The 21411-nt window shown below is 51.6% G+C and carries 16 protein-coding genes and 1 tRNA gene; 10 read left to right on the forward strand and 7 right to left on the reverse strand.

The annotated features are described in order from the left end of the window. Positions 1-1760 precede the first annotated feature (1760 nt). Entirely contained in the window at positions 1761-2114 is a 354-nt protein-coding gene (locus WCA10_RS10210; protein WP_472822409.1) for a helix-turn-helix transcriptional regulator, read from the forward strand. Between the two features lie 44 nt (positions 2115-2158). Here the strand turns inward: WCA10_RS10210 and WCA10_RS10215 are convergent, their stop codons facing one another. Both WCA10_RS10215 and WCA10_RS10220 read right to left on the reverse strand, forming a co-directional pair. Continuing rightward, positions 2159-2683 carry a hypothetical protein gene (locus WCA10_RS10215; RefSeq protein WP_472822410.1) on the reverse strand — a complete coding sequence of 175 codons (525 nt, stop codon included), beginning with the start codon at positions 2681-2683 and terminating at the stop codon, positions 2159-2161. Positions 2684-2830: 147 nt separating this feature from the next. Beyond that, positions 2831-4180: a hypothetical protein gene (locus WCA10_RS10220; protein WP_472822411.1), complete on the reverse strand. Its 1350-nt coding sequence runs from the start codon at positions 4178-4180 to the stop codon at positions 2831-2833. Between the two features lie 513 nt (positions 4181-4693). On the opposite strand from WCA10_RS10220, the gene WCA10_RS10225 reads away from it, so the two are divergent. The 4 genes from WCA10_RS10225 (at position 4694) to WCA10_RS10240 (ending at position 11478) form a co-directional block, all read left to right on the forward strand. Further along, complete coding sequence (locus tag WCA10_RS10225; RefSeq protein WP_472822412.1) at positions 4694-5278, forward strand: hypothetical protein; 585 nt, start codon at positions 4694-4696, stop codon at positions 5276-5278. A 1-nt stretch (position 5279) separates the two neighbouring features. Next, positions 5280-5672 carry a hypothetical protein gene (locus WCA10_RS10230; RefSeq protein ID WP_472822413.1) on the forward strand — a complete coding sequence of 131 codons (393 nt, stop codon included), beginning with the start codon at positions 5280-5282 and terminating at the stop codon, positions 5670-5672. Between the two features lie 858 nt (positions 5673-6530). Continuing rightward, a complete protein-coding gene (locus WCA10_RS10235; protein WP_472822414.1) occupies positions 6531-9149 on the forward strand; it encodes an ATP-binding protein in 2619 nt (872 codons plus the stop codon). A 676-nt stretch (positions 9150-9825) separates the two neighbouring features. After that, positions 9826-11478, forward strand: a complete 1653-nt coding sequence (locus tag WCA10_RS10240; protein ID WP_472822415.1) for an N-6 DNA methylase — start codon at positions 9826-9828, stop codon at positions 11476-11478. An 8-nt stretch (positions 11479-11486) separates the two neighbouring features. Here WCA10_RS10240 and WCA10_RS10245 read toward each other — a convergent pair whose 3' ends face one another. The 4 genes from WCA10_RS10245 to WCA10_RS10260 all read right to left on the reverse strand — a co-directional run bounded on the left by WCA10_RS10245 (position 11487) and on the right by WCA10_RS10260 (position 17154). Beyond that, the gene (locus WCA10_RS10245) at positions 11487-12191 is read right to left on the reverse strand and encodes a hypothetical protein (protein ID WP_472822416.1); all 705 of its coding nucleotides are present in this window, start codon (positions 12189-12191) and stop codon (positions 11487-11489) included. Positions 12192-12223: 32 nt separating this feature from the next. Further along, positions 12224-13237 (reverse strand): hypothetical protein, encoded by a 1014-nt coding sequence (locus WCA10_RS10250; protein WP_472822417.1) that lies wholly within the window; start codon positions 13235-13237, stop codon positions 12224-12226. Beyond that, entirely contained in the window at positions 13234-15510 is a 2277-nt protein-coding gene (locus tag WCA10_RS10255) for a sensor histidine kinase (RefSeq protein ID WP_472822418.1), read from the reverse strand. Before WCA10_RS10255 ends, WCA10_RS10250 begins: the two co-directional genes overlap by 4 nt. 534 nt (positions 15511-16044) lie before the next feature. Then, complete coding sequence (locus WCA10_RS10260) at positions 16045-17154, reverse strand: trypsin-like peptidase domain-containing protein (protein WP_472822419.1); 1110 nt, start codon at positions 17152-17154, stop codon at positions 16045-16047. Between the two features lie 29 nt (positions 17155-17183). Here WCA10_RS10260 and WCA10_RS10265 point away from each other — a divergent pair, with 29 nt between their 5' ends. Genes WCA10_RS10265 through WCA10_RS10285 form a run of 5 tightly spaced genes read left to right on the forward strand, consistent with a single transcriptional unit; the run spans position 17184 to position 21136 of the window. Then, the gene (locus tag WCA10_RS10265; RefSeq protein ID WP_472822420.1) at positions 17184-18050 is read left to right on the forward strand and encodes an HAD family hydrolase; all 867 of its coding nucleotides are present in this window, start codon (positions 17184-17186) and stop codon (positions 18048-18050) included. Between the two features lie 8 nt (positions 18051-18058). Beyond that, positions 18059-18631, forward strand: coding sequence for a hypothetical protein (locus WCA10_RS10270; protein WP_472822421.1), 573 nt, complete (start codon positions 18059-18061; stop codon positions 18629-18631). 4 nt (positions 18632-18635) lie between these two features. Beyond that, a complete protein-coding gene (locus WCA10_RS10275) occupies positions 18636-19952 on the forward strand; it encodes a methyltransferase (protein WP_472822422.1) in 1317 nt (438 codons plus the stop codon). Positions 19953-19956: 4 nt separating this feature from the next. Then, positions 19957-20466, forward strand: coding sequence for a hypothetical protein (locus WCA10_RS10280; protein ID WP_472822423.1), 510 nt, complete (start codon positions 19957-19959; stop codon positions 20464-20466). A 1-nt stretch (position 20467) separates the two neighbouring features. After that, a complete protein-coding gene (locus WCA10_RS10285) occupies positions 20468-21136 on the forward strand; it encodes a hypothetical protein (protein ID WP_472822424.1) in 669 nt (222 codons plus the stop codon). 197 nt (positions 21137-21333) lie between these two features. Here WCA10_RS10285 and WCA10_RS10290 read toward each other — a convergent pair. Continuing rightward, a tRNA-Pro gene (locus WCA10_RS10290) sits at positions 21334-21410 on the reverse strand. Between the last annotated feature and the right edge of the window lies 1 nt (position 21411).

The raw sequence follows: 21411 nt of genomic DNA on the forward strand, positions 1-21411 counted from the left end.
ATCCCCGTTACCGAATCCTGGGGAAAACTAGCTAAAGTGCAGCCAATATTCGCCTCGAAGTAGAGAGTCGCACACCTTGAGTCCCACCAGTGACCTGCTAGGCTAAAGCCAAAGGTCGACAAACAGATTGATCTTTTAAAAAATACTGTGTCACAAACACGCGCACCCACCCACCTGCGGACCTATCGAAAGAAAGCAGGTCTGAGCCAGCGAGAACTCGCGGACGTCCTTGGTGTAGCCACGGAATGGCAAATCTCTCAACATGAACGCTCGCTTGCGATCCCGCTCTTTCTGAGCGCAATCTGTTACGAGATCGTCTTTCAAATTCCCATTTCAAAACTATTCCCTGGTTTCTATGAAGAATCACGGCAGAACATCGAACGCCAGCTGAATGAAATGGAGGAGCATCTGAAGGAAAGTCCGGAGAGGGGTCGATCTGCCGCCCTCATCGCTCGCAAATTGGAATGGTTATGGGAGCGGAAAAACTCTGGGGATTTGAATCCTAAACATGGAGTCGACCAATAACTCGCGAGTCCTTGCGCTCGCAGTTCGGCATCGCAGGATCGGATATGCTGCAATCGAACGTCCTAACTTTCTTCTCGATTCTGGAGCGCGGACGTACAAGACATCTAGGAATCTTCCTCAAATTCTCGTTCCGCTCTTTTCCATCTCTATGCCAACCATTGTCGTTGCGCGAAGGGCGGATCACAGATCAATTGAACATCGAACAATTGTGGACTCAATTCTTATAATGTTGCGCCAAGAGTGCGCTCAGAGGTCAATTCCGTTTGAGACTATAGATCTTCAAGACGTTCGAGGCGCGTTTCTTGAGGTGGGACGGGCGAAAGAACAAATTGCCGAAGCTGTCGCCCGAGCCTTTCCAGAACTTCATTGGTGCCTCCCACCCAAACGCTGCCAGCGACCGTGGGTCAGCGAAGGCTGGAACACGGTGCGGTTCGATGCCGTGGCAGCAGGCCTCGCCTATCTTGCGCGCGTCGAAGAGATGACCAATATGACGCCGCCATCCTGAGGGACAATCCCGGAGCCCTTTCGCCGGCCCCTCCACAGTTGGCCTAGGACCGAAAACTGGTCCGCCAAATCAAACAATCTGAGGGGCCGACGAAAGGGCTGACTGAATTCATTGGTGCATCTCTATCCACGGAACCCGTGTATCGAGATCCGTCTCAATCGGTTTGGATCGTCCGTGGTGAATGGTTCTCCATCAAACCGGAGGCGAATCGGTCTGCGCAAGGTGGCGACGTTCGGTCTTCCGGCGATCAGTCCCGAGGATGTGCGCTCTAAGGGTATAGCGGAATGTCACCGTGGCGAAGGCTGAAAGTCGAATTCAATTGTTTACAATGGACACTATGAATTCGAACGAACTGCTTTCCCTTATTGACGCGGAGATAGCCAATTTGCGACAGGCGAGGTCAATCCTTGCGGGACTCATCTCTTCTCCCGCGAATGCGAAGCCATCCGGAAATGTCGCGCGACCAACGATTGCGAAGAGAAGTAAAAAGCGCAAACTCACACCTGAAGGGAGGGCAAGAATAGCGGACGCGGTAAAGAGGCGGTGGGCAGCGCAGAAGGCTAAGCAAAAGACGAAACCCTAGTTGTCAGAATTGATGCCCCGCATATCTCTTGACCTCGGCTCGTTGCGACGGGAATCGTCAATTCATGTTGTCGATCACTCCGTTTTGAGGTAAAAGCCCAGCCTGCTAGACTTAGAGAGAAGTCAAGAATAAACCCTTTCACGCTCGATGACATCGACTTCTGTTGGGACATACCTCAGATTCCTTCGGAGGAAAAGCGGTCTAAGCCAGCGAGATTTGGCGCGAATTCTGGGAAGTGTCACAGCCAACCAGATTTCACGTCACGAGCGATCTATATCCCCTCCTAGCTTGCTCACGGTATTCGGATATCAGGTGGTGTTCCAGAAGTCAGTCTCGGATATTTTCCCGGGGCTCTTTCATGCGGTTGAAATCGGAGTCGAAGAGCGCCTTAGGGAATTTGAAAATGAACTCGGTAATAGCGCCGCGAGCGGGCGGGACGCTGTGCGCATTGCCAGGCGATTGGAGTGGTTTTGGGAACGCACGCACTCTGAGGCTGCATGACCCGCTGCGTGCCTCTTCATTCCGCATTCGTCGTGATATTGCGATCAACCTGTTTTGGCCCTGCTCTTTTCATTTCCTGAACTCGGCAAGCTAATGGAAAGGCGAAACTCGTGCTCTCCTTGTCCGGCGGGTACTGAGCTCACTTTGGTGGCTTCACAATCGAAGAACTGTTTCGCCAGAGATCGAATCAGTCGCATCGATGCAGAATCCGGCGAACTCGTAAAGGAAATCGTCGTAGCTCCGGTGCGTTCGACAGATTCGCGAAGATAGGCAGCAAAATACTCCAGAGCGAAAGCATGATTAGGAGTCGCCGCGGCGACCTGCCAAATAGCAATGCCACTTTGCGGGTCACTTGTTGGCATTGCAAGTAGATACGCCTTCAAGTCACCAGCATCTTGCTCTAATACCCGGCAGTAATCGGGATGAAACCTCGTCAAGAACCACAGAAGGTATTCAGACGGAACTGTAAATGTCGGGAATTTGCCTGCGAGCGATCGGATGAATGCGAAGTCCTTAGGTTCGACAGGTCGGATGTGCGTATTAAAGAGGGGTTGAACGGCCTTTTTCATTGATACCTTGGATGTCTCTAGGCGTGGCAATCTCAAGAAATGCACTTGAAATCTAGATCATTTCCCGTTTTGCGTCAAGGTCCATGAACGGGCAAACAGTCTTCCGGCCTCAATTGCTCCTGGATGCGTGATCCGCGGCTCGCTCACCTAGTCACTTGATCTACGCAGGTTCGGTCTCTCAGTTCCAGTCGGAATTCCAACCATCTGAACAAGCTTTTCGAATCGGTCGCTGTCTCTCACTGGATCCCATCGTCGCTCAACCTCTAAATGTATGAGCCAATCACAATGCTGGTCGTAGGCCTCCTCGAGGGAATCTAAACAACGATTAATGTCGTTAAGACCGGCAAATATGAGTGCTTTTGCGTACCCTGGGACGTAGGATATTGCACCTTGGTTATATAGCTCGTTTAGTTCATCGAGGGCTTGCTCGGCTCTCTGCCGGTTGCCGAGTTTCGCCTCCAAATGCCCAAGAGCCGCCAGTGCGGCGGGCATGTACTCATTTTCGAGCGAGAGCATATATTCCTTCAGCGCTGGTTCAAAGCGTCCTGCAGCTTCGTAGGCCCACCCGAGCATGACATGCCCTGGCGCGAATCCAGAGTAGAAGTCCCTAACTGTATTTTCCCCCAACTCGATTGCGCCATTGACGTCGCCAGCTAAGAGATGAATCCATCCCGCGCTTGCGTGAATAATAAGATCCGTAGGAGCAATTCGAGCAGCTTTTTCGACTGCCTTCACTGCGTCTTTCGGCCTTCTGGCTCCAATTAAGTAGTGTGCATAGGAGAGCAAGGTGGCTGAGTCATTGGGATCGATCCCGAGAGCTCCTTCGAGTTGCTCTTTCGCCTTCGGCCAATCGTAGTCATAGATCAGTGAGATTAACCCGAGCAATCCCAGAGCTCGCGAGGACCGAGGATCTTTTTTGAAGGCATCCTTTGCGTGCTGACGAGCCTCCGGTATTGCTTCCCGAGGAGGTTCTGCCGAGTACGCCGCCAGACTGAGGTTTATGTAATCAAACGCTGCGGTTACGTGCGCTTCCGGAAGCCCATGGGGATTGATCTTCAAGGCCAGTAAGCTTTGTCTCAGGCTGTCCCGCATCGACCGGACGGTGTGAGTATTGAAATGCAGCTCGGACGCCTTAAAAAGGTCACCCGCTCTTTCCAAATCGCTTGCGAAAATCGGTCGCACGTTAGCGACCAGCGAGAAACCAATTTCTCTGACTAATAAGAACAATTCGTTTCTGGCGACGCCGATCTTCTTCGCTATCTTTGAAAGATAGTTGTCAATTGGCGAGCGCCCGGCTGCCGGCATTTGAAGTGGTTCAACTGATTGCCGTGCAATTACTTCCTTTGGACGCTTGAGGAAGAATTCAAGTACTTCAAATTCCTTTGCGGTAAGTGGATCCGATAGGGGTTTCCCGTTTCTAAAGACCCGGCGACTCCGTGCGTCTGCAAAGAAATTACGGTAGAATTCGTAACCTATTACCTTTTCCGGTGTCGCCATAGTTTCAACGTACCGCGAGTTGCGCAAAGCCGCAAGGTGCAGGCGCTGCAGGACGGTAGTTAGCAGTTCTACAAACTCTCTACATTTCCCAACCTCAACCTGGGTTTCAATTAGTAGGTGAGGATTCAGTGCGTCGAAGTCCTCGCTGTTTACTACGTCGTGGTTGAGTCAATCACGAACGATGGAGAAGTTCTATGCCGCGAGTGATGCTTGTCGATTCTGACTCGGAACACGCCGAGCGTGTACGCAGACGTCTTGGAGTTGATGCGGTTGCAGTTGATGTAAACGCCGACCCATGGGAAGCCATGGCGGAGTTAAGAAGGTATAGTGCCGATTATGCCGTGGTGATTCTCAACGTATCGAATGCTTCGCTCCCTTGGGCAGACACTCTCACAAAACTTCAAGAGGTTTGCTTTCAGGCACGAGTCTATCCGCCACCACTCTTCCTTTGCACTTCAACCGCGAAGCGGCCCCCGGAGTTCGAGCTACGGATAGAACGGATGGGAGGACGTTATGTGTACGAAGGATAGCTTGACGGCTCTCGTGGAGAGAGTGGCTGTGCTCTTTGCTGAATCGAGACATCTGCAATCAGCAGGATTTCATTTCCGTATAGTGCATCGCTTCCACATGCCGGGAAGTAGCGGGTGTCTGGCAGGCGAAGAGATTCTTGGCGTGTTTCTCGTCTATCACGGCCGCGAGTATTGCCTGCGACTTTCGCTTGCGCTACGCATTCTTTTTGATTACCTCGCGCGACATTCGCGGTTCCCTCAAAGTGCGCGTCAAATCGAGCTCGGGATTCACGCGGATGATTTTTATCAAGATCACGGGAAGAATGCGAACCGCGGTTCGGCGCTTACGAGGAGACTCACCCGATCAGCAATCCGGGTATACATGGAACGCTTGCGACAAGCACTCGCATTAGCTTTTCAGGAAGCGGGAATGAACATTGACCCCAACAAAGTTTTGATCGTGCGGGAGACTGTAGGAAACGAGATTGGCTATCAACTAAAAGGAAGTTTTGCCTGTACACATATTGATCTTACGTCTCGCGATGCTCAGCCGTTGCGCCGAGGTATCGCCGGACAATTCGGGAAATGAAATGCCCACCAGTGTGCGCAAATTCGTTCGTCGTCGGGAGCGACCTCAAAACCGTGACGAGGCGACGCTGCGCACGCTGACGATCCTGATTCCCCGACGCTATAACCCGGATACGCAAGGCGCGCGAAAGCCGGTTGAGCTTTCCAAGCTCGTCCGCACGTTTCGTGAGATCCGGCAACTTTCCCCGGGATACTCCCTGCAGCGCGCAGAGGGATGGTACCGAGATCGGGATACGGGAAAAGGGATTCGGGACCATCATTTCCGCTTCGAAATCGACCTCTTTGCTACGCCATCGATCATTGCAGGTCTTTCCGGGTGGAAGAGAACTCTGGAGCGCAGGCTCGAACAACAATCGATCTACATGGCCCTCTCAAAAGGGGTCACGTGGCTATGAGCCATCGTATGCTCGAACGCTTCTGGCGCGCAGCATCACCGGTCAAATTTCGTCATCCCGGCGAGTTCTACCGTGCATAGATAACTGAGAATTATCAGTGGATTCAAGACTCCTTTATCGAAATCCGTCGCCTCACCGAACTCGTTGAAAGGAGGGCCCGGCGATTGTAGTGCTCGCGGTCATAAACGTGAAGAGTGCACTCGGCGCGTGCTGGATGCGCATAGCGAGCGACTCCCTCTGCGGAGCGCATGGCGACATTCCTCGATGCAAATTGACTGCATTTCTTCTGACAAGCAAACAGATTTCCGCCGACCAATAGGTTCGCGCGTGTGACAAAAGTCGCTTGTGTCTCGGCTAATGGCCGTAGACAAGCGAGGAGTCACGGTTGCAAGTATAGAGCGCCCATAGGCATTCCACTTGACGGGCTGTCTACTGTTTATATAATTAATTAGCCAATAACTGATTGCTCGCAATACATGCTAGATCACCAGCATAGACCTAATTTTGAGAATTCATCAAATTCCGCCGACAAACTCGCTGAAGAGGGCAAGTTGCGTTGGCCGCAGATCCAAGCGACCGTGGAAATGGTCGCTAGGAACAAAATGGCGGCAGAGTCGCAGTTTTCCGATTTTGATGTCATTCTTGCGGACTTCAAGGATGCAGCCACTCCAGAGGACAGGGCAACACAGCTTGATGCCCTCATTAGAATTCTGAAGTCGCTAGACAATTCTATGGAGCGCCTAACAGAATCGCGTTCTTCGTTAGAGGCGCTAGTATACAGCGTGCGACACAATTCATAAGGTCGCTACGGTCTAGTTGATTCGAACGCAAATGTTGCAACGACTCCGGGGGGTGACCATGAATTCCAGCATCTCTGCAATTAAAGCTCGTCTCGCCGAGCATATCGCTCGCGGATCCTGCGACAAGGCGGTGGTGTACGAGCTGTTGCCTGAGGGGCAGGGTTTACAAACTGAAAAGGCCCTTTGGGACTACAAAAGAGAGTTTCCGAGCCTGGACGCGCGCACAAGCCCGACCGACGAAGATCGACTTGCACACAACGCGAAGATAGCGGGTCTCGTGAAGGATATCGTCTCGTTCTATAACTCTTATGGTGGTTACATAGTGGCGGGGGTTGACGATCGAACGCGTGCCATCCTAGGCTTTGACCGAGATTTCTCTCCAGACGATCTGCAAAAACGCGCGCGCGCCGCGACTGGTCATGATATCGATTGCAACTATGTAGTGCACCAAGTTGATACACCTGAAGGATCTGCCAAAGTTGGTCTGTTGTATATTCCCAAAAGATCTTATTCATTGGCACCTGCACAATTCAGGCGCGATGCGCCTAAGCCTCCTGGAGGTGGACTGAGTTGCTACAAGACAAATGACATTTATTTGCGGATAGCGGACGAGTGTAAGCCCGCGCAGACTGCGGAGGAGTTCACGTTTCTATGTGGAGGAGCAAGGAGAGAAATATCTTTTGCGGATGAATTCCGTCACGGTAAGTTATTGCTCAACAATCTCGGCGCCCGCGATCCAGGGTTCATCATGTTTGTCGGCAGGGAATCCTATTTGAGGCAGCTGTGGCGCTGGGTATGTGATGGATTCACGCCTGTAAAACTCTTAGCCGGATTGGGTGGTGTCGGCAAGACTACATTGGCTCGCGAATTCGCGGAGGGCATTGTGAAGAATCCTCCTGATGGGACTCAGAAACTTATCTGGCTTAGCGCCAAGAAGCGTTTCTATACTGCCATTCGAGGAAAGTTTGAGCCGACGACGAGGGTTGATTTTCTCAACACGAAGACTCTATTGACCGCCATACTTCTAGAGCTCGGAACACCAGAGAAGCATTTGGATACTGAGTGGACGGCACAGGAATTGGAGGAGCAGGTAACCCAGGCGCTCCGATTGTTTCCTTCGGTTTTGATAGTCGATGACGTCGACAGCCTTGATTCAACTGAGCAGCAAGACGTCTTTCAGACTTTAATACAGATAACGGCCGAGACAATGGGAAGGGATCATGCTCCGTCGCTTGCGCTATTGACTGCCCGGCTTGACTTAGGCTGCGCGCCACGTCAACTGCTCAGGGTCACTGGCCTCGAGCTCCCCGACTTCGCTGAATACTGCAAAATGACGGCCGACGCCTGGCAAATTCCGTTCAATATCCGTGCCACGTCGCCGTTGATGAGAAAATTTCACCAAACGACAGACGGGTCACCGACCTTTGCTGCATCAATTCTCAGACTCGTGGAGGGTGGAGCAAATCTAGACTCCGTTCTGAGTACATGGAAAGGCCGAGACGGGGATGAGGTTCGGCGATTCGCATTTGAGAAAGAGCTTGATCAATTAAGTGAATCGCAGATCCGCACGCTTTATGCAGCTTGTCTACTCGGGCAAACATCGTTCGTCGAGCTTCAGACAATATTGAGCAGCGGTGATCGATTGCTCTCTGAAGACATTGCAGCGCTCCGGAAATACCACCTTGTGACTCTCAGCGAAGATATGCCCGGTGGGGCACGCATTGTTATTCCTAGCGCCCTCCTTTTGATGATGGACATGATCGGTAAGAGAGTTCGTGACCCGCATCGATTGGAGCACGCGTGCGTCGCGAGTCGCAAGGTTGTTCCCCAATTCATCTCGGAAGTCGGCCAAGCCATCGGGCGCGTGGCCGCGCTCTGGCACGAAAACAAACAGGATGATGCTCTGCAGGTAGCGCTGGTAACAGATCGGCGTTTTCCGAATAATCCGGATGTCAAGTGTCTTCTAGGACGTGCATTGTTGCTGGTAGTCCCGGCAGATCCCACGCAAGCAGAATTGCAGTTTCGGCGTGCATATGAGCTGAAATGCGTACGGCATGAGTTGGCGAGTTTGTGGCTCCAAGCAAAAGCCATGCGCGAGGACTGGGTGGGAATACTTGATATATCTAAACTGTTCGAACAGGATGTCGACAATATCCTTTCGAGAGCGTGGGCATACCTTCAATTGGGCGATATTGCTCTGAAGTCTGGTAACTTGAGGCGGGCCACTGAGCAGTGGACATTGGGACTTAATGAGATCGATCGGCCACCAAGGGACGTGAGTTTGCGAGGTAAGGAAATCCAGGCCGGACGTTTGGCTCGAGACCTTCATGAAAATTTGATTTATGCTCAAAACCGGCTCCTGGTCCGACCCGGTGATCGTCTGCAAGTGTGGCAGGCAGTTGTTGCGGGTGTCCGGCATGGTGTCAATGACGTCGCTGTTCTTCGATTGGGCGTGAATGCTTTATCGGACTGGTGGGGCGGCGTCGAACAGCGAAAGAGAATCGATAATGCAGCCGTTGAGATTATGCTTGATCAATTGAGACGCTTGGACATTCTTATTGCGGGACTGCGTGGCGGGCATCAAACTGACCCTGGCGTTATTGAGTCGTTCGAGTCATCGCGGCTTAGCCTTTATAAGCGAGTACAAGAGCTTGACGTGGGCAATGAATACAGTTGACACGAACTGTGGTCTGCCTCGCAAAAGGCCGACCTTTTGTGGGGTCAAGCAGGCCGATGAGTCGTCTGAGTGGACCTTCTCTGCGCCAAAATTGAAGGCATGCTCCGCATCCAGCGCCTTGTCTACCCGTTCTGCGTAATCGAACCGCTTGGCCATGTGAGGACACGGCCGCCCCAAGGCCCGCGATCGCTCTTGCGTCTCTGGCTTGGGACCAGAGGGCCTGATTGCGTTATCTCCCCAATGCAATTGATCACCAATGGATTGACCTCGACCCCCTGGTGCAATGCGCAGTAGATGTAGATGGAATTGTAGCGGCAATTGCATTGTCGATGTGGCGGTAGCTGCGCACTCGCACGTCTGCATTTGACGAAGAATCCTATTCGTTGGGCCAAGCTCGTTGATTTAGAGCAGGTCAGATCGAGGGAGAGGCATTGGTCGACAGCTAATTTCCGGAGTTTCGCTCTGAGTCTGGCTAGTGATTGCAGCTTTTCTCGAACCGAGATAGATCATACAAGAGAAGAATTCGCGATTCTCCTCTGCCTGCGCCTCATCGGCAGTGGAAGATGCCCGTGATCCTCCATGTTCCGAAAGCCATTCCAACGGCGCGAACACGGTCGATTAATGAGATGATCGTTGGGGGTTCACAACAGCAAATGGATGCAAAGGAATTCTGTCATTGACAGATTTGACCCAGGCTGAGATGGATTTGACGCGGAGACGCTCTCTCGGCATCTATTACACGCCGAAGAATGCCGCTGCGATTCTCGCAAAATGGGCAATCACTCGGGCCTCAGATCGCATTTTGGAGCCGAGTTTCGGCGGTTGCACAATGCTGGAGGCAGCCGCGACCCGTCTTCGGGATTTAGGATGCAGGACACCATCAGCCCAACTCTTCGGATTCGATGTTGATGAATCTGCTTTTGCGTACCTGCGACGCCTGCTCGGAAGCCGCCACCCACGGCAATTCCACAAGCGGGACTTTCTCACCGCTTCACCCAAACGTTCAAGCGTAGACGTTGTTATCGCCAATCCTCCGTTCGTCTCGTATCACCGGATGAATAAAGATCAACGTGAGGTAATCGGACTTTGGCGAGAAAAGCATAAGCCCGAGTTTCCATTGAATGCTAGCCTCTGGGCCTACTTCCTCTGTCATTCACTCTCATTTTTGGGCGAGGGAGGACGGATCGCATTTGTTCTACCGTCGGCCGCAGATTCTGCAGATTACGCCCATCCTATTCTGAGCCGTATTGCCTCCAGTTTCGATCGAATTATGCTCTTCCGAATACGGCAACAGCTGTTCATTCAGGCGGGCGCTGAAGAACGAACAGTGGTACTCCTTGCAGAAGGGCACCGCCAGAAGCGAGGGATACAGTCCAAGTACACAAGTCGATCAGTAGCGACTACCGTCGAACTGGCATCCTTTTTGGATGAGACTTGCGTTAAGAGGGAGCAGAAAGGCGCGCAGTTTGAATCAGTCGCACAAGCTTTGGACTTGCTTACCAAGCTCCGTCAAACGCCGCGGATTTTCAACCTGGGCTCGATTGCGAGTGTCAAAATCGGCGAGGTGATTGGGGACAGTCGATTCTTTTCTCGCTCTCCTTTGATGTGGCACGAACTCGGTATTTCGGCAGAATATTTGCGTCCGATCATCACCAAGACGCGGCAAGCGCCCGGCTTGCGGATTACAAAATACGAGACGAAAGGCCTCCTAGGCAGCATTCCAAGGCTGCTGGTCGTCGATGATTCCAAGCTCGCCGGCACCATCAAGGATCTTCTCGCAAAATATCCGACGGCCGCCAAACAGCGGAATAGAACTTTCGCAAAGCGGAATCCGTGGTATGCAGTTTCATACGACACTTCGGCGGATGCGTTCATTGGTTCTATTTCGCATAGCTTCCCACGCGTTATCTGGAATTCAGCAGGCATCTCATGCGCGAACGGTCTGTACAAAATCAAACTGCATCGAGACGCGCCTTATAGAAGCGCAATACCATTGGCTGCTCTTACTACGCCATTCAGGCTCTCTGCCGAAGCTCGCGGTCGCATCCGTGGGTCGGGCTTCCTCAAATTGGAGCCAAGTGATGTTTTGGAGCTAATCTTACCGGAAATCGATCTTGACGCGGCATCCATCAGGGACCTGTTTCGCCGGGTTGAAGCTCTTGTAAGGAGCGGAGAAATGGAGTCAGCTACACGCCTAGCCGACAAAGTACTCTATGTTGACGCTGGCATTCTCACTGCTTCGGAGTTAGCTGTGTTGAATGAAGCCTACCGAAAACTAAGAGGAGAACGAGTCCCGTTCGCATCCTTGAAGCGCAAATCTCCGATCTGAACATCTCTTCAGGCATCAACACCGAGCTCGTATAGATGGCTTTGCAGGAACCTTTGCTTTGCACTAGAGGCATTTGCGAGAAATCGCGCGCCAGCGACGAAATAGGGCTTCAAAATAGCTTGCTCCGCCCGAATGACACAGTTCCGCCACGTCGGATCACTGAGGATGGCCTGTGAGGCAGGATCAGTCTGGAATTCCAATAGAAGCCAATTCAACATCAAGGCAATACTCGTCGGTGGAAGGGGAATGCGAGGCTTTTCCCAAGCAGGATACAGAGACCTTAGGCGAACTTCGGTATACCCCGCGGCCAAATGATGTGGGCTGAATTTCCCGCAGAGTTGCATGTGAGCACTGGGTTTTGGCTCTTGCGCATTCCGCCGCTCGATGGGTTCGTAATCAAAATGAACCTTGCGGACAATTGGACTGGTTGCCGGATTGGCATACCTTGCGATCAGCAAGCTATATGAGGCATTGTTGACGGAAACATTATCTGATGCCGCCTCTACAAGCGCCCCGAGGTCGATTCGTCGAGGCACCGGTTTGCCCCGTCGATCTCCACGTAATCGGATTTCGAGAGTAAAACCCAAATGCACGTTAACTCCACCGCGGAACTCATTGATCGCTGATTGAGCTCCCGCAGCTGAGGTCTGAATCTGACCGAGTCGAGAGAACGAGCCTATCTGCATGATCTTTCGAAGGGTATCGATCTCCAAAGTTCGGATCGTCTTTAGGTCTGGATACACGACTAGCTTCTGCTCTTTCGGAGAATGAGTTTTGCATCAAACCCTGGGGTGACTGCTACGCTAGCGGGGTGCAGCTCCGAATACCTTCGGTTGACCACGCGGAGTGACGCACTGGACGACGAGTCTGAATAGACAACCACATCTGGGGGTGGATCCTTCTTTTTCGATACGTAGCACTGGCTGTAGTCCATCTCCGAAATACCGGGAAGGGCCCTGCCTGCGTATTGAGGAATGTCTGATGCATCTTCTCCAACTAACTCATAGAGGACATGTCGAGTAGCGCTTGCCCACCACCGCGGTTCGGACTTGGTGGCGAAAACGCCCTTATATAAGGCTCGGGTAAACAAGTGCTCCACCTTCGACAGCCCCGGAACAGTCAATCCAAGTGCGGTAGCAGTGTGAAGTCTGTCATGCAGGAATCCTGGTCGCGCCAACAGCTCATTCAGAATCCAGCGTGCAACGCGATGTTCAGTCGTCGAATGCGCCTCATCCTGGAATTCTTCTGGCAAAATCCTTAAGAGTTCGTCCCTGTCGCGTTTCGGCGGTTTCAAGCATTCAACGAAATGCAAGCGAACGCCTTTAGCCTCCGTGTGCAACTTTGGAAAATCGCGAGCAATTCCGTATAGGTCCTCGATGTGCTTTTCAAGATGCTGATATCTGAACAGCGCTGTGTATTCTGAAATGTCCTCTTGATCAAATGACTGCGGCCGATCGAACATAGCCGTCACGCAGACCATCGGAAGGCGAGGAAATGTATTTCGTAAAAGATGCGCAACCGATGATCCCTTAAGCCCAAATGGAAGAGCTGAATTGAAAATGTGATCAATGATCAAAAGTTGGGGTGGGCGATCCGCATTCTGCTTGCACCAGTCAGCCAGCGCTCCGAGGGCGTTCTGTTTGATTTCTAGCAGTTCGATCTTGGCATGTTGTGCTCCGATGCCTGCTTCGATGACGGCTCGAAACTGCGATATTTTTGTCTTCTGATCATCGATCCAGACAAAGCGCATGGTTTTCATGGCAATTCAACCTCAACGCAAGCACTCCAGGGAGATGGAGGGGGAATAAAATGAATGTCCCCACCGCGGGAACGACAAACATCCCTAGCGATTGCCAAGCCCAATCCACTTCCCGTGCCGAAAATTGATTCATCTTCCGGATTGGCCCGCTCTTCCAATCGGTCATATAGCTTTCCTGACGGATCAGATATGAACGGAGTAAATACTTCGTCAAAGAATTCAGGCGCTAACCCTAGCCCGGAATCACAAATCTGAAGAATGGTCTGATTACCAGTTCTTTTCGCGTCGATCTTGATAACCTTCGGGGATATGTCGGAAGCAATTACCGATTTGACGGAGTTCGAGAGTAAGTTTAGGAGAATCGTGTAGAGCTCTCCCTCTATCATTGGGCCTACCGTGAGGCTTGTTGGGATGTCCCGGTCATCAACCAGAATCGAATAGTTACTCGTTACTAGATGGAAACACTGAGTCGCTCGTTCGACCGCCGTTTTCAGGTGTAGATCAGTGAGTTGGTCATCCGCCTTGAAGGCTCCAACAATTCCGGTCATTGCGACCAGATTGTCGAAGCGTTCTTTGGTCTGAACAAGCTGTGATCCAAGCGCACTTAGGTCACCCGCATACCGAGGGATCAGCTTTGCCAACTGCTCTAGTCGAGCGGAAGACGCACCAAGTGCTCCGATTACTGTTCTGACTTCGTGGGCGAAGAGCAGAGTCAATGTTGAAGCAGATGCCACCATCCGAAGGTGGCGAAGTTGCTGATAGCTCTCAGCACTTGCAGTTTCCATGGCCCTAACAGTGCGGACCAGATTGGTTTCCGTTTCTTTCTGTTGTGCTTGAGGAAGGCGCTGAACGATCCGCTTTATTTCCCGCCGCAAGTACGTTGCAGCCTTCGGAACAATATCCTCTTTGGGGCCCTCGAGGTTCAGGACGGGCCTGATCGCCTTACGAGCTTCCTCAGCCTCTTCGCTTTCCTTCAGACGAATGTAATGATCTCGATGAATGTTGGCCCAGTCGACAGCAAACCGTGCAAACTTCCGAACCTCATCGAAGACCTCATTTTCAATAAACCCCTGCCGATCGATCCGAGGTACGAGACCTTTGATATTAGATGTAAGCTCGACCTGTCCGAGGTAATTTCGCATTCCGAGCATGTTGAGAAGCACACGGGAAGCATCAACCCGGCTAAGGCTGGCTGCGAAATCAAACAGCTCTTGTTCTGGCTTACCGACTCGGCGGCCTCGATCAGAGTCAATTCTGAGCCAATCGTCTCTTGAGTCTCCATACGGGAACATACGGAATCCATTGAAGCGGACTTGAATCCCTCCCCACTCGTCAACCAACTCGGTTAGCACGTAGTTGGATAGCAATTCTGGTTTTCTTGCCTCGTCTTTCCGGGTCGGTAGGATGCCAATTCGAAGGGACGCTCCCCGGATTCGCTGAAACTTCTCTTTGCTAGTGAACTTCTTAGTGCCGCCGAGTCCCTTGGCGTTCAGCGAGCAGGCCACATGGCCATCTTTGTCGATATTCGCTGTGAGAGTGCCCCAAGTTGCGTCGATGACCGCATCTCGGAGATCAATCGTCGTACTTGTCAGTCCAGGAGCCTCGAGGATTACGTTGAAGCCCGGGTCGTACTCAAATCCAGAACGTTTTACCCCTCGATTGCTGGCCAATACTGCGAGTTGGCGTTGTAAATACTCAAATCCTCTCGTTTGCCATTCATTCTCAACGCCTCCCCAAATCTCGAGAGTGGTTCCCGGTTCTCCAATGTTCGAGCTTTCTGTACGACCGAGACAGGAAACCGATTCGACGTCAATACCTGGCTTGAACGAAAGCCAATCAAATTCAATCACGGTTGTCTGGAATCTCGGCGGTCGGTCCTTTGTTGTGACGACCGCGCAAGTGGTGAGACGCAAGTAAAGACCAAGCCGGCGACATGCAAATCGGCCTATGCCCTTTGATCCTGTTTTAAGGCGACCGTATTTCGGACTGAGTCTATTTATGTTCTTGTTAGACGTTCCGATCTTCATCCAGAAAGTCCGCACATCCTCCAGATTCATCCCGAGCCCGTTGTCCTTAACGATGACCCGTGGCGCTAGACTTCTTTGCTGGAGAATCGAGACCCGGACTTCCGTTGCGTCCGCATCGTACGCGTTCTTGATTAACTCGGCGAGCGCGACGTGCACAGTTGACACGAGCTTCTCGCCCAATTCACCAAGTAGGGCGCTATCGACCGAAAACGAAAATTCTCTTTGACCTGTCGTTCTAAGAGCCACGGGTTCTCGCTGTCATTGTATTCGCAACACGCCTGAAATCAAAGTTTTTGCAATAATGACGTTGCTTCATGCTCGGGATTCGGAGTCGATCGAAGCAACGCTAAAACTTTGGACACAGCGCAAACGCAGGTTTCAACCTGATCGGGCTTGCGTGGATCAGGAACAACTAAGGGTGCATCCGCTGCGTGACCAGCCTACTTGAGACCGAGGAGGCTGGTTGCATTACTCCGTCCGCCGCGAGATCAATGTGCTATAAGGCTGTAGCAGATATCTCCTCGTTAATGTGCTGATCCGGGCATTCAGAAATGCTTTGCGGGCCTCATGGCTTCCTCCCCGTTCGAGAGACCCACGGGCGGCTTCGATCTCTCAACTTCGCAACTGCTTCGTTTTTGTGTCTCGGGGACACGAAATGATCGACCAATCGGTTGAAGGGCTGATTTAGTATCAGCATTCCGTGAGTAGCGAGTACCTTCAGTCGAACCCGAACGAGTACAGCTTCCGCTACAAATCGGCGTCTCGATACTCAGCCGACGTTTACTTCGTTTCTCCATCAGATTTCGAAGGCGAGACCTTCCGCGATACATTGCGAAGATCGGCCTCAAAATCCTGCTGCGTAAATGAATGATCCCCTCCGGCGCTATCTTCCGAGGGAGAGCCAGCCAGTCGCGAGTAGTTGGAAAATTCGTCGTCTTTCTCTTTTCTTTGCATCTTAAATTCCTCCAAATCGAGTAGTTCTTGAATGCGCCACGCCGGAATTACACCAGCCATTCCGGTATTCACCTCAACCCATTCTTGCGGAGACTTCTTCGTTTGTCTGTTGGCCAGAAGTATCGGATGGAAATCGCTAAGATGACTCCAGTCAATTCCCAGAAGCCAAGGGCCGTGCTGCGCCTGATTGTAGGGATGAGCGAGTGGAGTCATAAAATACGGCGGTCTAGCAAGAGTTGGATTAATGTACACGAAGACCGGCGAACCGCTATAGCCGGGAATTGATTTCATCTCGACCAAAAAACTATCTTGCGGATTGCCATGACGATCTTCTAGTGGCTCAGAGTTCATGCGAGATATATTGCCAAACCTCGCGGTCGGAAGATTCCCCTGTTTCCCATCGTGCCCCATAAACCGCCCCACCATAAAGACGTCGTCGCCGGGTCCGATCTGCCGATGTCTGACGGTTTCTGGGGTGACGAAAAACATGTCACTCGAAACAAAGTTGTACTCATAATCAGGCGAAAGCATGATCGGCGTTGCTGCAATATCCAGTTTGTCGGGATGAGGTTTCCAGTCCGATATTTCGGTTGGTATGCAATCCGGTTCACCATTTTTCTTGTTGACGCGGAGAATCACACGCGGGTCTGATTTTTCTATGCAGTGCCAATTCGTAACGGCATAGATCATCTTCATGTGGGGATTCGCTTCGAGGGGCACTCCCGCAAAAAACCCCGTGCCGCCTGTCGCCAGTGCCTTCTCAGCAGAGGCGACATCCGGGTAGATGTAAAACACGCTTTGAAGAACATTAGGGTCAATCGCTGGCACAGGATTCTCCGGCATTTGGTAGGCGATTCCCGAAGTAGAGTATCGCGTTACCCATATCTTGTCTCTGTCATCATCTTTCGTCTTTTGTTCGCCTAAGGTAGAATTCATTGAAGGCCTCAACGGCCCCATGAGCAAAAATGATCCTCTTGGCAGATATTGACAACACGCTCTACGACTGGCCGTCATTTTTTGCGCCTAGCTTTAGGGCAATGATCCACGCTTTGGCCAGAGAAATGAAGGTTTCCGAAGATCAGCTCTACGACGAAGCGAAGTCCGTGTTTGCCGAGCGGGGTTCACTAGAGTATGCCTATTGGATCCAGGAACTTGAGTCGGCCAAAGGTCTAGAGACCGAGAAGCTCAGAAGAATTGTCGAAGCGGGACGAGGAGCGTTTAAGAGCGTACAGAGTCGGCGGCTCGTAGCCTACCCAGGGGTTGTCAAAACCCTTGAGTGGCTTAGTGAGCAGGACGTGATGATTGTCGGAATAACGAATTCCTCCGTTTACCGCGCACAGCATCGGCTATATGATCTGAAAATCGATTGTTTTCTTGATGGGCTGGTCGCATGGGAGGGATTCGAGCCTTCGGTAAACGATCCTGCAAATCTAGGGTTCACACGCAGCGGACGAACTCGTCGACGCTCTCGAATTGAGGTTGAGCGAGTCCTGGCGCTGACCGAACAGAGCTGCAAACCCAATGAGGAGCATTATCTGCGCGCCCTCCGTCTCTTCGATTGTTCTGCAGATCAGGCGTGGGCGATTGGTGATAGCAAGGCGAAGGACCTTGAGCCCGCAGCCCGACTCGGTATTAAGACCATTTGGGCTCGATATGGTTCGTCATTCAACCCAAGCGATCGAGACATGGCCACGCTTTTGCGAATTACTCCGTGGAGTTCCTCAAAGATTCAGTCTACATATAACAAGAAGGACTTCGAGGCAGACTTTACGATCGATGCATTCGAGCAACTGAAGTCGATCATACCGCAAAAATACCCCACGCTATTTTGAGTCGGCAAATGCCACTTTCTCCAAAATTCGGGCTAATTCTATCTGGCTTGACTGGAGTAGGTAAGTCTACGTTGCAACAGGCGCTCTTAGATGATGGCTGCTGGGCTCCCCTTCTTCTGACATCTCGAATAGTCGAACTCTCGGAAGGTGAATCAATCAAGCACGTCTCTCGCGAAGAGTTGATATCCGAGATAAAGGATGGAAGGGTCGCGGCCCCTGTTTTCTTCGGCGATAATCTCTACGGTTGGCCGAAGCTGGATTTTGAAAGGATTCGACACGAGCCTGCGGGTTGCGTCATCGCGACGCGACCTTACACGGCCCTGTTGCTTGGTGCCAATATTCCGGGTTTGATTCCTATCTGGCTCGATATCCCCGAAGAGGCGCGTCTGGAAAGACTTCGCAAACGCGCAGCCCCTCGCGATCTCAATCCGCGTATCTCAGCGCTTCGATTGGCTCGCGATACTGAAGATGCCGCATATCGCGAACTCTTCGAGAATTGCGTTTCTGCGGACGATCGCTCACAGGAGACTCTCTCCCGAATACTTGAAATAGGTCTTGTTAACAGGGGAAAGGGTCGGTGACCAGGTGGGGCTTTTAGATAATGTCGAAAATGCCCTTGAGCGAGGTGACTTCACAGAGTTAGGCAGAGCTCTGCAACGTCAACAGATGCCTGATACATTCAGGGTTCTATTGTCACCCCGCGTTATCGACATCCTTACTCCTCAGTTGGGGAGCAAGGATATTGTTAACTGGATAATGAGACCGAGGACATGGGATATCGGTTCGTATAAGCCAGGAGCGAATTTCACCAACGGAGAGACGCTTCTGCATCTTCTGTGGCAAGATCTGTCGAGCCGCTTAAATCGAAAGATGGATGTAGCTTTTCAAAAAGTAGGGCTTCCAGCGACTGGAGTAGTCTTGTGTTTTTTTGAGGGTGCGGAGTTGAGCATTATCGTCGGCTACAAGCGGTCTTTGCATGGCGTCTTGTCATTTCGTCCTGTCACTGCTGTGTTCCGTCCTTACGGCGTTTTTGAGCTGCATCACTTGCTTGCGTCTTGCTCGCAAGAGCAGCGGCATCTGATCAAGAGCGCCGCATTGTCGGTACATAAGCTCGTGTTCCAACGCGGGGTCCTCACTCATGTTGATCGGCAAGCAGAGGATGACATTTGTGGCCCGACCATTGACACCGTTCTTCTTGGTGAAGAGCTTGCAGTCTGGCTCGAGAATCAACCTGCAGATTCGCGCTTGATCGCGCTTGAAGTGGGGCCAGGCAGTGGTTTCCTGTCAAGCTTGCTTGCCGGGGCGGAATGTGTAGAGCGACTCTATGCCGTAGACCTCAATCCCTCTGCTGTCAAATGCACTCTCAAGAACCTGTATATAAACGGCGCCAGTCTAAAGGCCTTAACCCCGAAAATTTCAGTCAGGGCGGAGAGCTTCGATGCAGCTGAATTTCCAGGACGCTTTGACCTTATCGTCAGCAATCCCCCGTATTTGCCTCTGTCTCCGGATCGCGATAATCAGACGGATTCTGAGGGATATGGATTGGCGGTCGGGGGGCTTCGGTTGTGTCAAGATATCATTAACGCTCTGGAGGAGAAATTGTCTCCGAGAGGTCGGCTTCTCCTTATGACAAGCAGCGCGTCAATCACGGAGATTCGAAGATTACTACCCGCTGATTTTCGGATAATCCCGGTCATGGACGGAGCCGGTATCCGAGTTCCGCTTGACGTTGATTCTATGTGGGAAGACTCGGAATGGCGGAAGCACTTGCTTTTGGAAAAACGGATTGAGGTGGATGAAAATGGCGACCTTTGGCACTACATTCAACCAATGTGGATCGACCGAAAACCAGAAATTGCAAATTGCGGATCAGCCGGCGACGGCAATAGTCCTGCGATTTAGAGACATGGTCACGGAGGCCGGGGAGACGATTGCAGAACATCGAAAGATATTTCGGCAATTTGGGCATGTTTGGTGGGGTTGGTGGTATCGCCAATCGGAATATGTCCCCAAAAACGTCCTTGAATCGCTGTTTGCCAAAACAAACTCTCCAAGTGTCCAAATCCTATTGTTAGATTCGGGAAACCTTCAAGTCTTTGGCACTCGCGCGAGTCGAGTCGTCGTTGCTCCAAGTATTGTCGGGATAAATTCGCCCGAATATCATGCCACTCCAGAATATTACCTTCGAGGTCGCTATCCAGCCTGGTTTCACTTCAGCTGTGATATTACTCCGATGGAAGTCTCTTCGCTCTGGATCACCGGAAGGCCTACATTGGGTGCAGAGTTTGATCAGATTCCAGGAGTGATCGCCCAATCTGAGAGCGTGCCTTTGTCCGCTCTCAGGGATGATCGACCGACATTTTGGCTTGCACGTGAGCTTGAGGTCCCACAAATTGCTTCATACAGGAGAAGCTAGTTTGAAAGGTCTCGATCCTGGTGAGGCTATGAATGTTCAGCAAGAATTGCAGCGACTTGCGTTCTACGGGATTGCGTCAGCTGATTCCTTTGCGATGCGCCAGGTCGCGCGTGCAGCATTAGCGGGACTCGCCGACTTGAAAGTCACGCAGCATCCATTAGGCTTTTACCATTTGCTTCTGTACAAACAGGGCGCATTATCCATGCGTCTTCACTATTGGCCACCACGCGATCGACCTCCGAATGTTGCTGTTACTCCTTTCCATGACCACATATGGGCACTTCAAAGCTGCATACTAGTGGGGGAAATCGAGAATGTTCTTGTCTCGCTCAGTCCTAATGAGATTGGTCCATATAATCTCGCTCTTATTGAGCAGATCGACGGCGTCGATTGTGTTGTTCCTAGTTCGAAGCGAGTTGAGATTTCCAAAGAAGAATCCACCATATATAAATCGGGCGAATCCTATTCGATGGCTCCCAGGCTGATTCACTGCACGCGAATTCAAGAGGGTCTGGCAGCAGTCACGATGGTTAGGTCTGAGGTTATCGAAATGGGTGGGCCATGGACATTGATTCCTGCTGGATATTCTGGGCAATCCCCGGCAAGAATTCTTCTGGACAATAGGAGATCCAGTGAATTGAAGTCGGAAATATGTGAGTTGCTGCGGTAGAGAGCCTTTGAAGGCACCAAGGTCAGCGCTCCAATTCGGAGTCGGTTGAATCGAGCATGCAAGTGGTTTTCAGCCAGAAACGCTACGATGGACTTCGCGGAGAATTGATTCTTGAACTTGAAGACTTTCAGCGCTACAAAATCGTCTACAGTGGACTTCTTAATCGGAAAATTACGAATGTAAGCTATTGAAAGTATTGGTCGGGGAGAGAGGATTTGAACCTCCGACCCCCTGGTCCCGAACCAGGTGCTCTACCAGGCTGAGCCACTCCCCGA

This window comes from Occallatibacter sp. (assembly GCF_049582745.1).
Classification (GTDB): domain Bacteria; phylum Acidobacteriota; class Terriglobia; order Terriglobales; family Acidobacteriaceae; genus Telmatobacter.

Bases quoted from the DNA above. Each gene is read 5' to 3' on its own strand.
- WCA10_RS10210 (WP_472822409.1), top strand. From the start codon at position 1,761: ATGACATCGACTTCTGTTGGGACATACCTCAGATTCCTTCGGAGGAAA.
- WCA10_RS10215 (WP_472822410.1), bottom strand. From the start codon at position 2,683: ATGAAAAAGGCCGTTCAACCCCTCTTTAATACGCACATCCGACCTGTC.
- WCA10_RS10220 (WP_472822411.1), bottom strand. From the start codon at position 4,180: ATGGCGACACCGGAAAAGGTAATAGGTTACGAATTCTACCGTAATTTC.
- WCA10_RS10225 (WP_472822412.1), top strand. From the start codon at position 4,694: ATGTGTACGAAGGATAGCTTGACGGCTCTCGTGGAGAGAGTGGCTGTG.
- WCA10_RS10230 (WP_472822413.1), top strand. From the start codon at position 5,280: ATGCCCACCAGTGTGCGCAAATTCGTTCGTCGTCGGGAGCGACCTCAA.
- WCA10_RS10235 (WP_472822414.1), top strand. From the start codon at position 6,531: ATGAATTCCAGCATCTCTGCAATTAAAGCTCGTCTCGCCGAGCATATC.
- WCA10_RS10250 (WP_472822417.1), bottom strand. From the start codon at position 13,237: ATGAAAACCATGCGCTTTGTCTGGATCGATGATCAGAAGACAAAAATA.
- WCA10_RS10260 (WP_472822419.1), bottom strand. From the start codon at position 17,154: ATGAATTCTACCTTAGGCGAACAAAAGACGAAAGATGATGACAGAGAC.
- WCA10_RS10265 (WP_472822420.1), top strand. From the start codon at position 17,184: ATGATCCTCTTGGCAGATATTGACAACACGCTCTACGACTGGCCGTCA.
- WCA10_RS10270 (WP_472822421.1), top strand. From the start codon at position 18,059: ATGCCACTTTCTCCAAAATTCGGGCTAATTCTATCTGGCTTGACTGGA.
- WCA10_RS10280 (WP_472822423.1), top strand. From the start codon at position 19,957: ATGGTCACGGAGGCCGGGGAGACGATTGCAGAACATCGAAAGATATTT.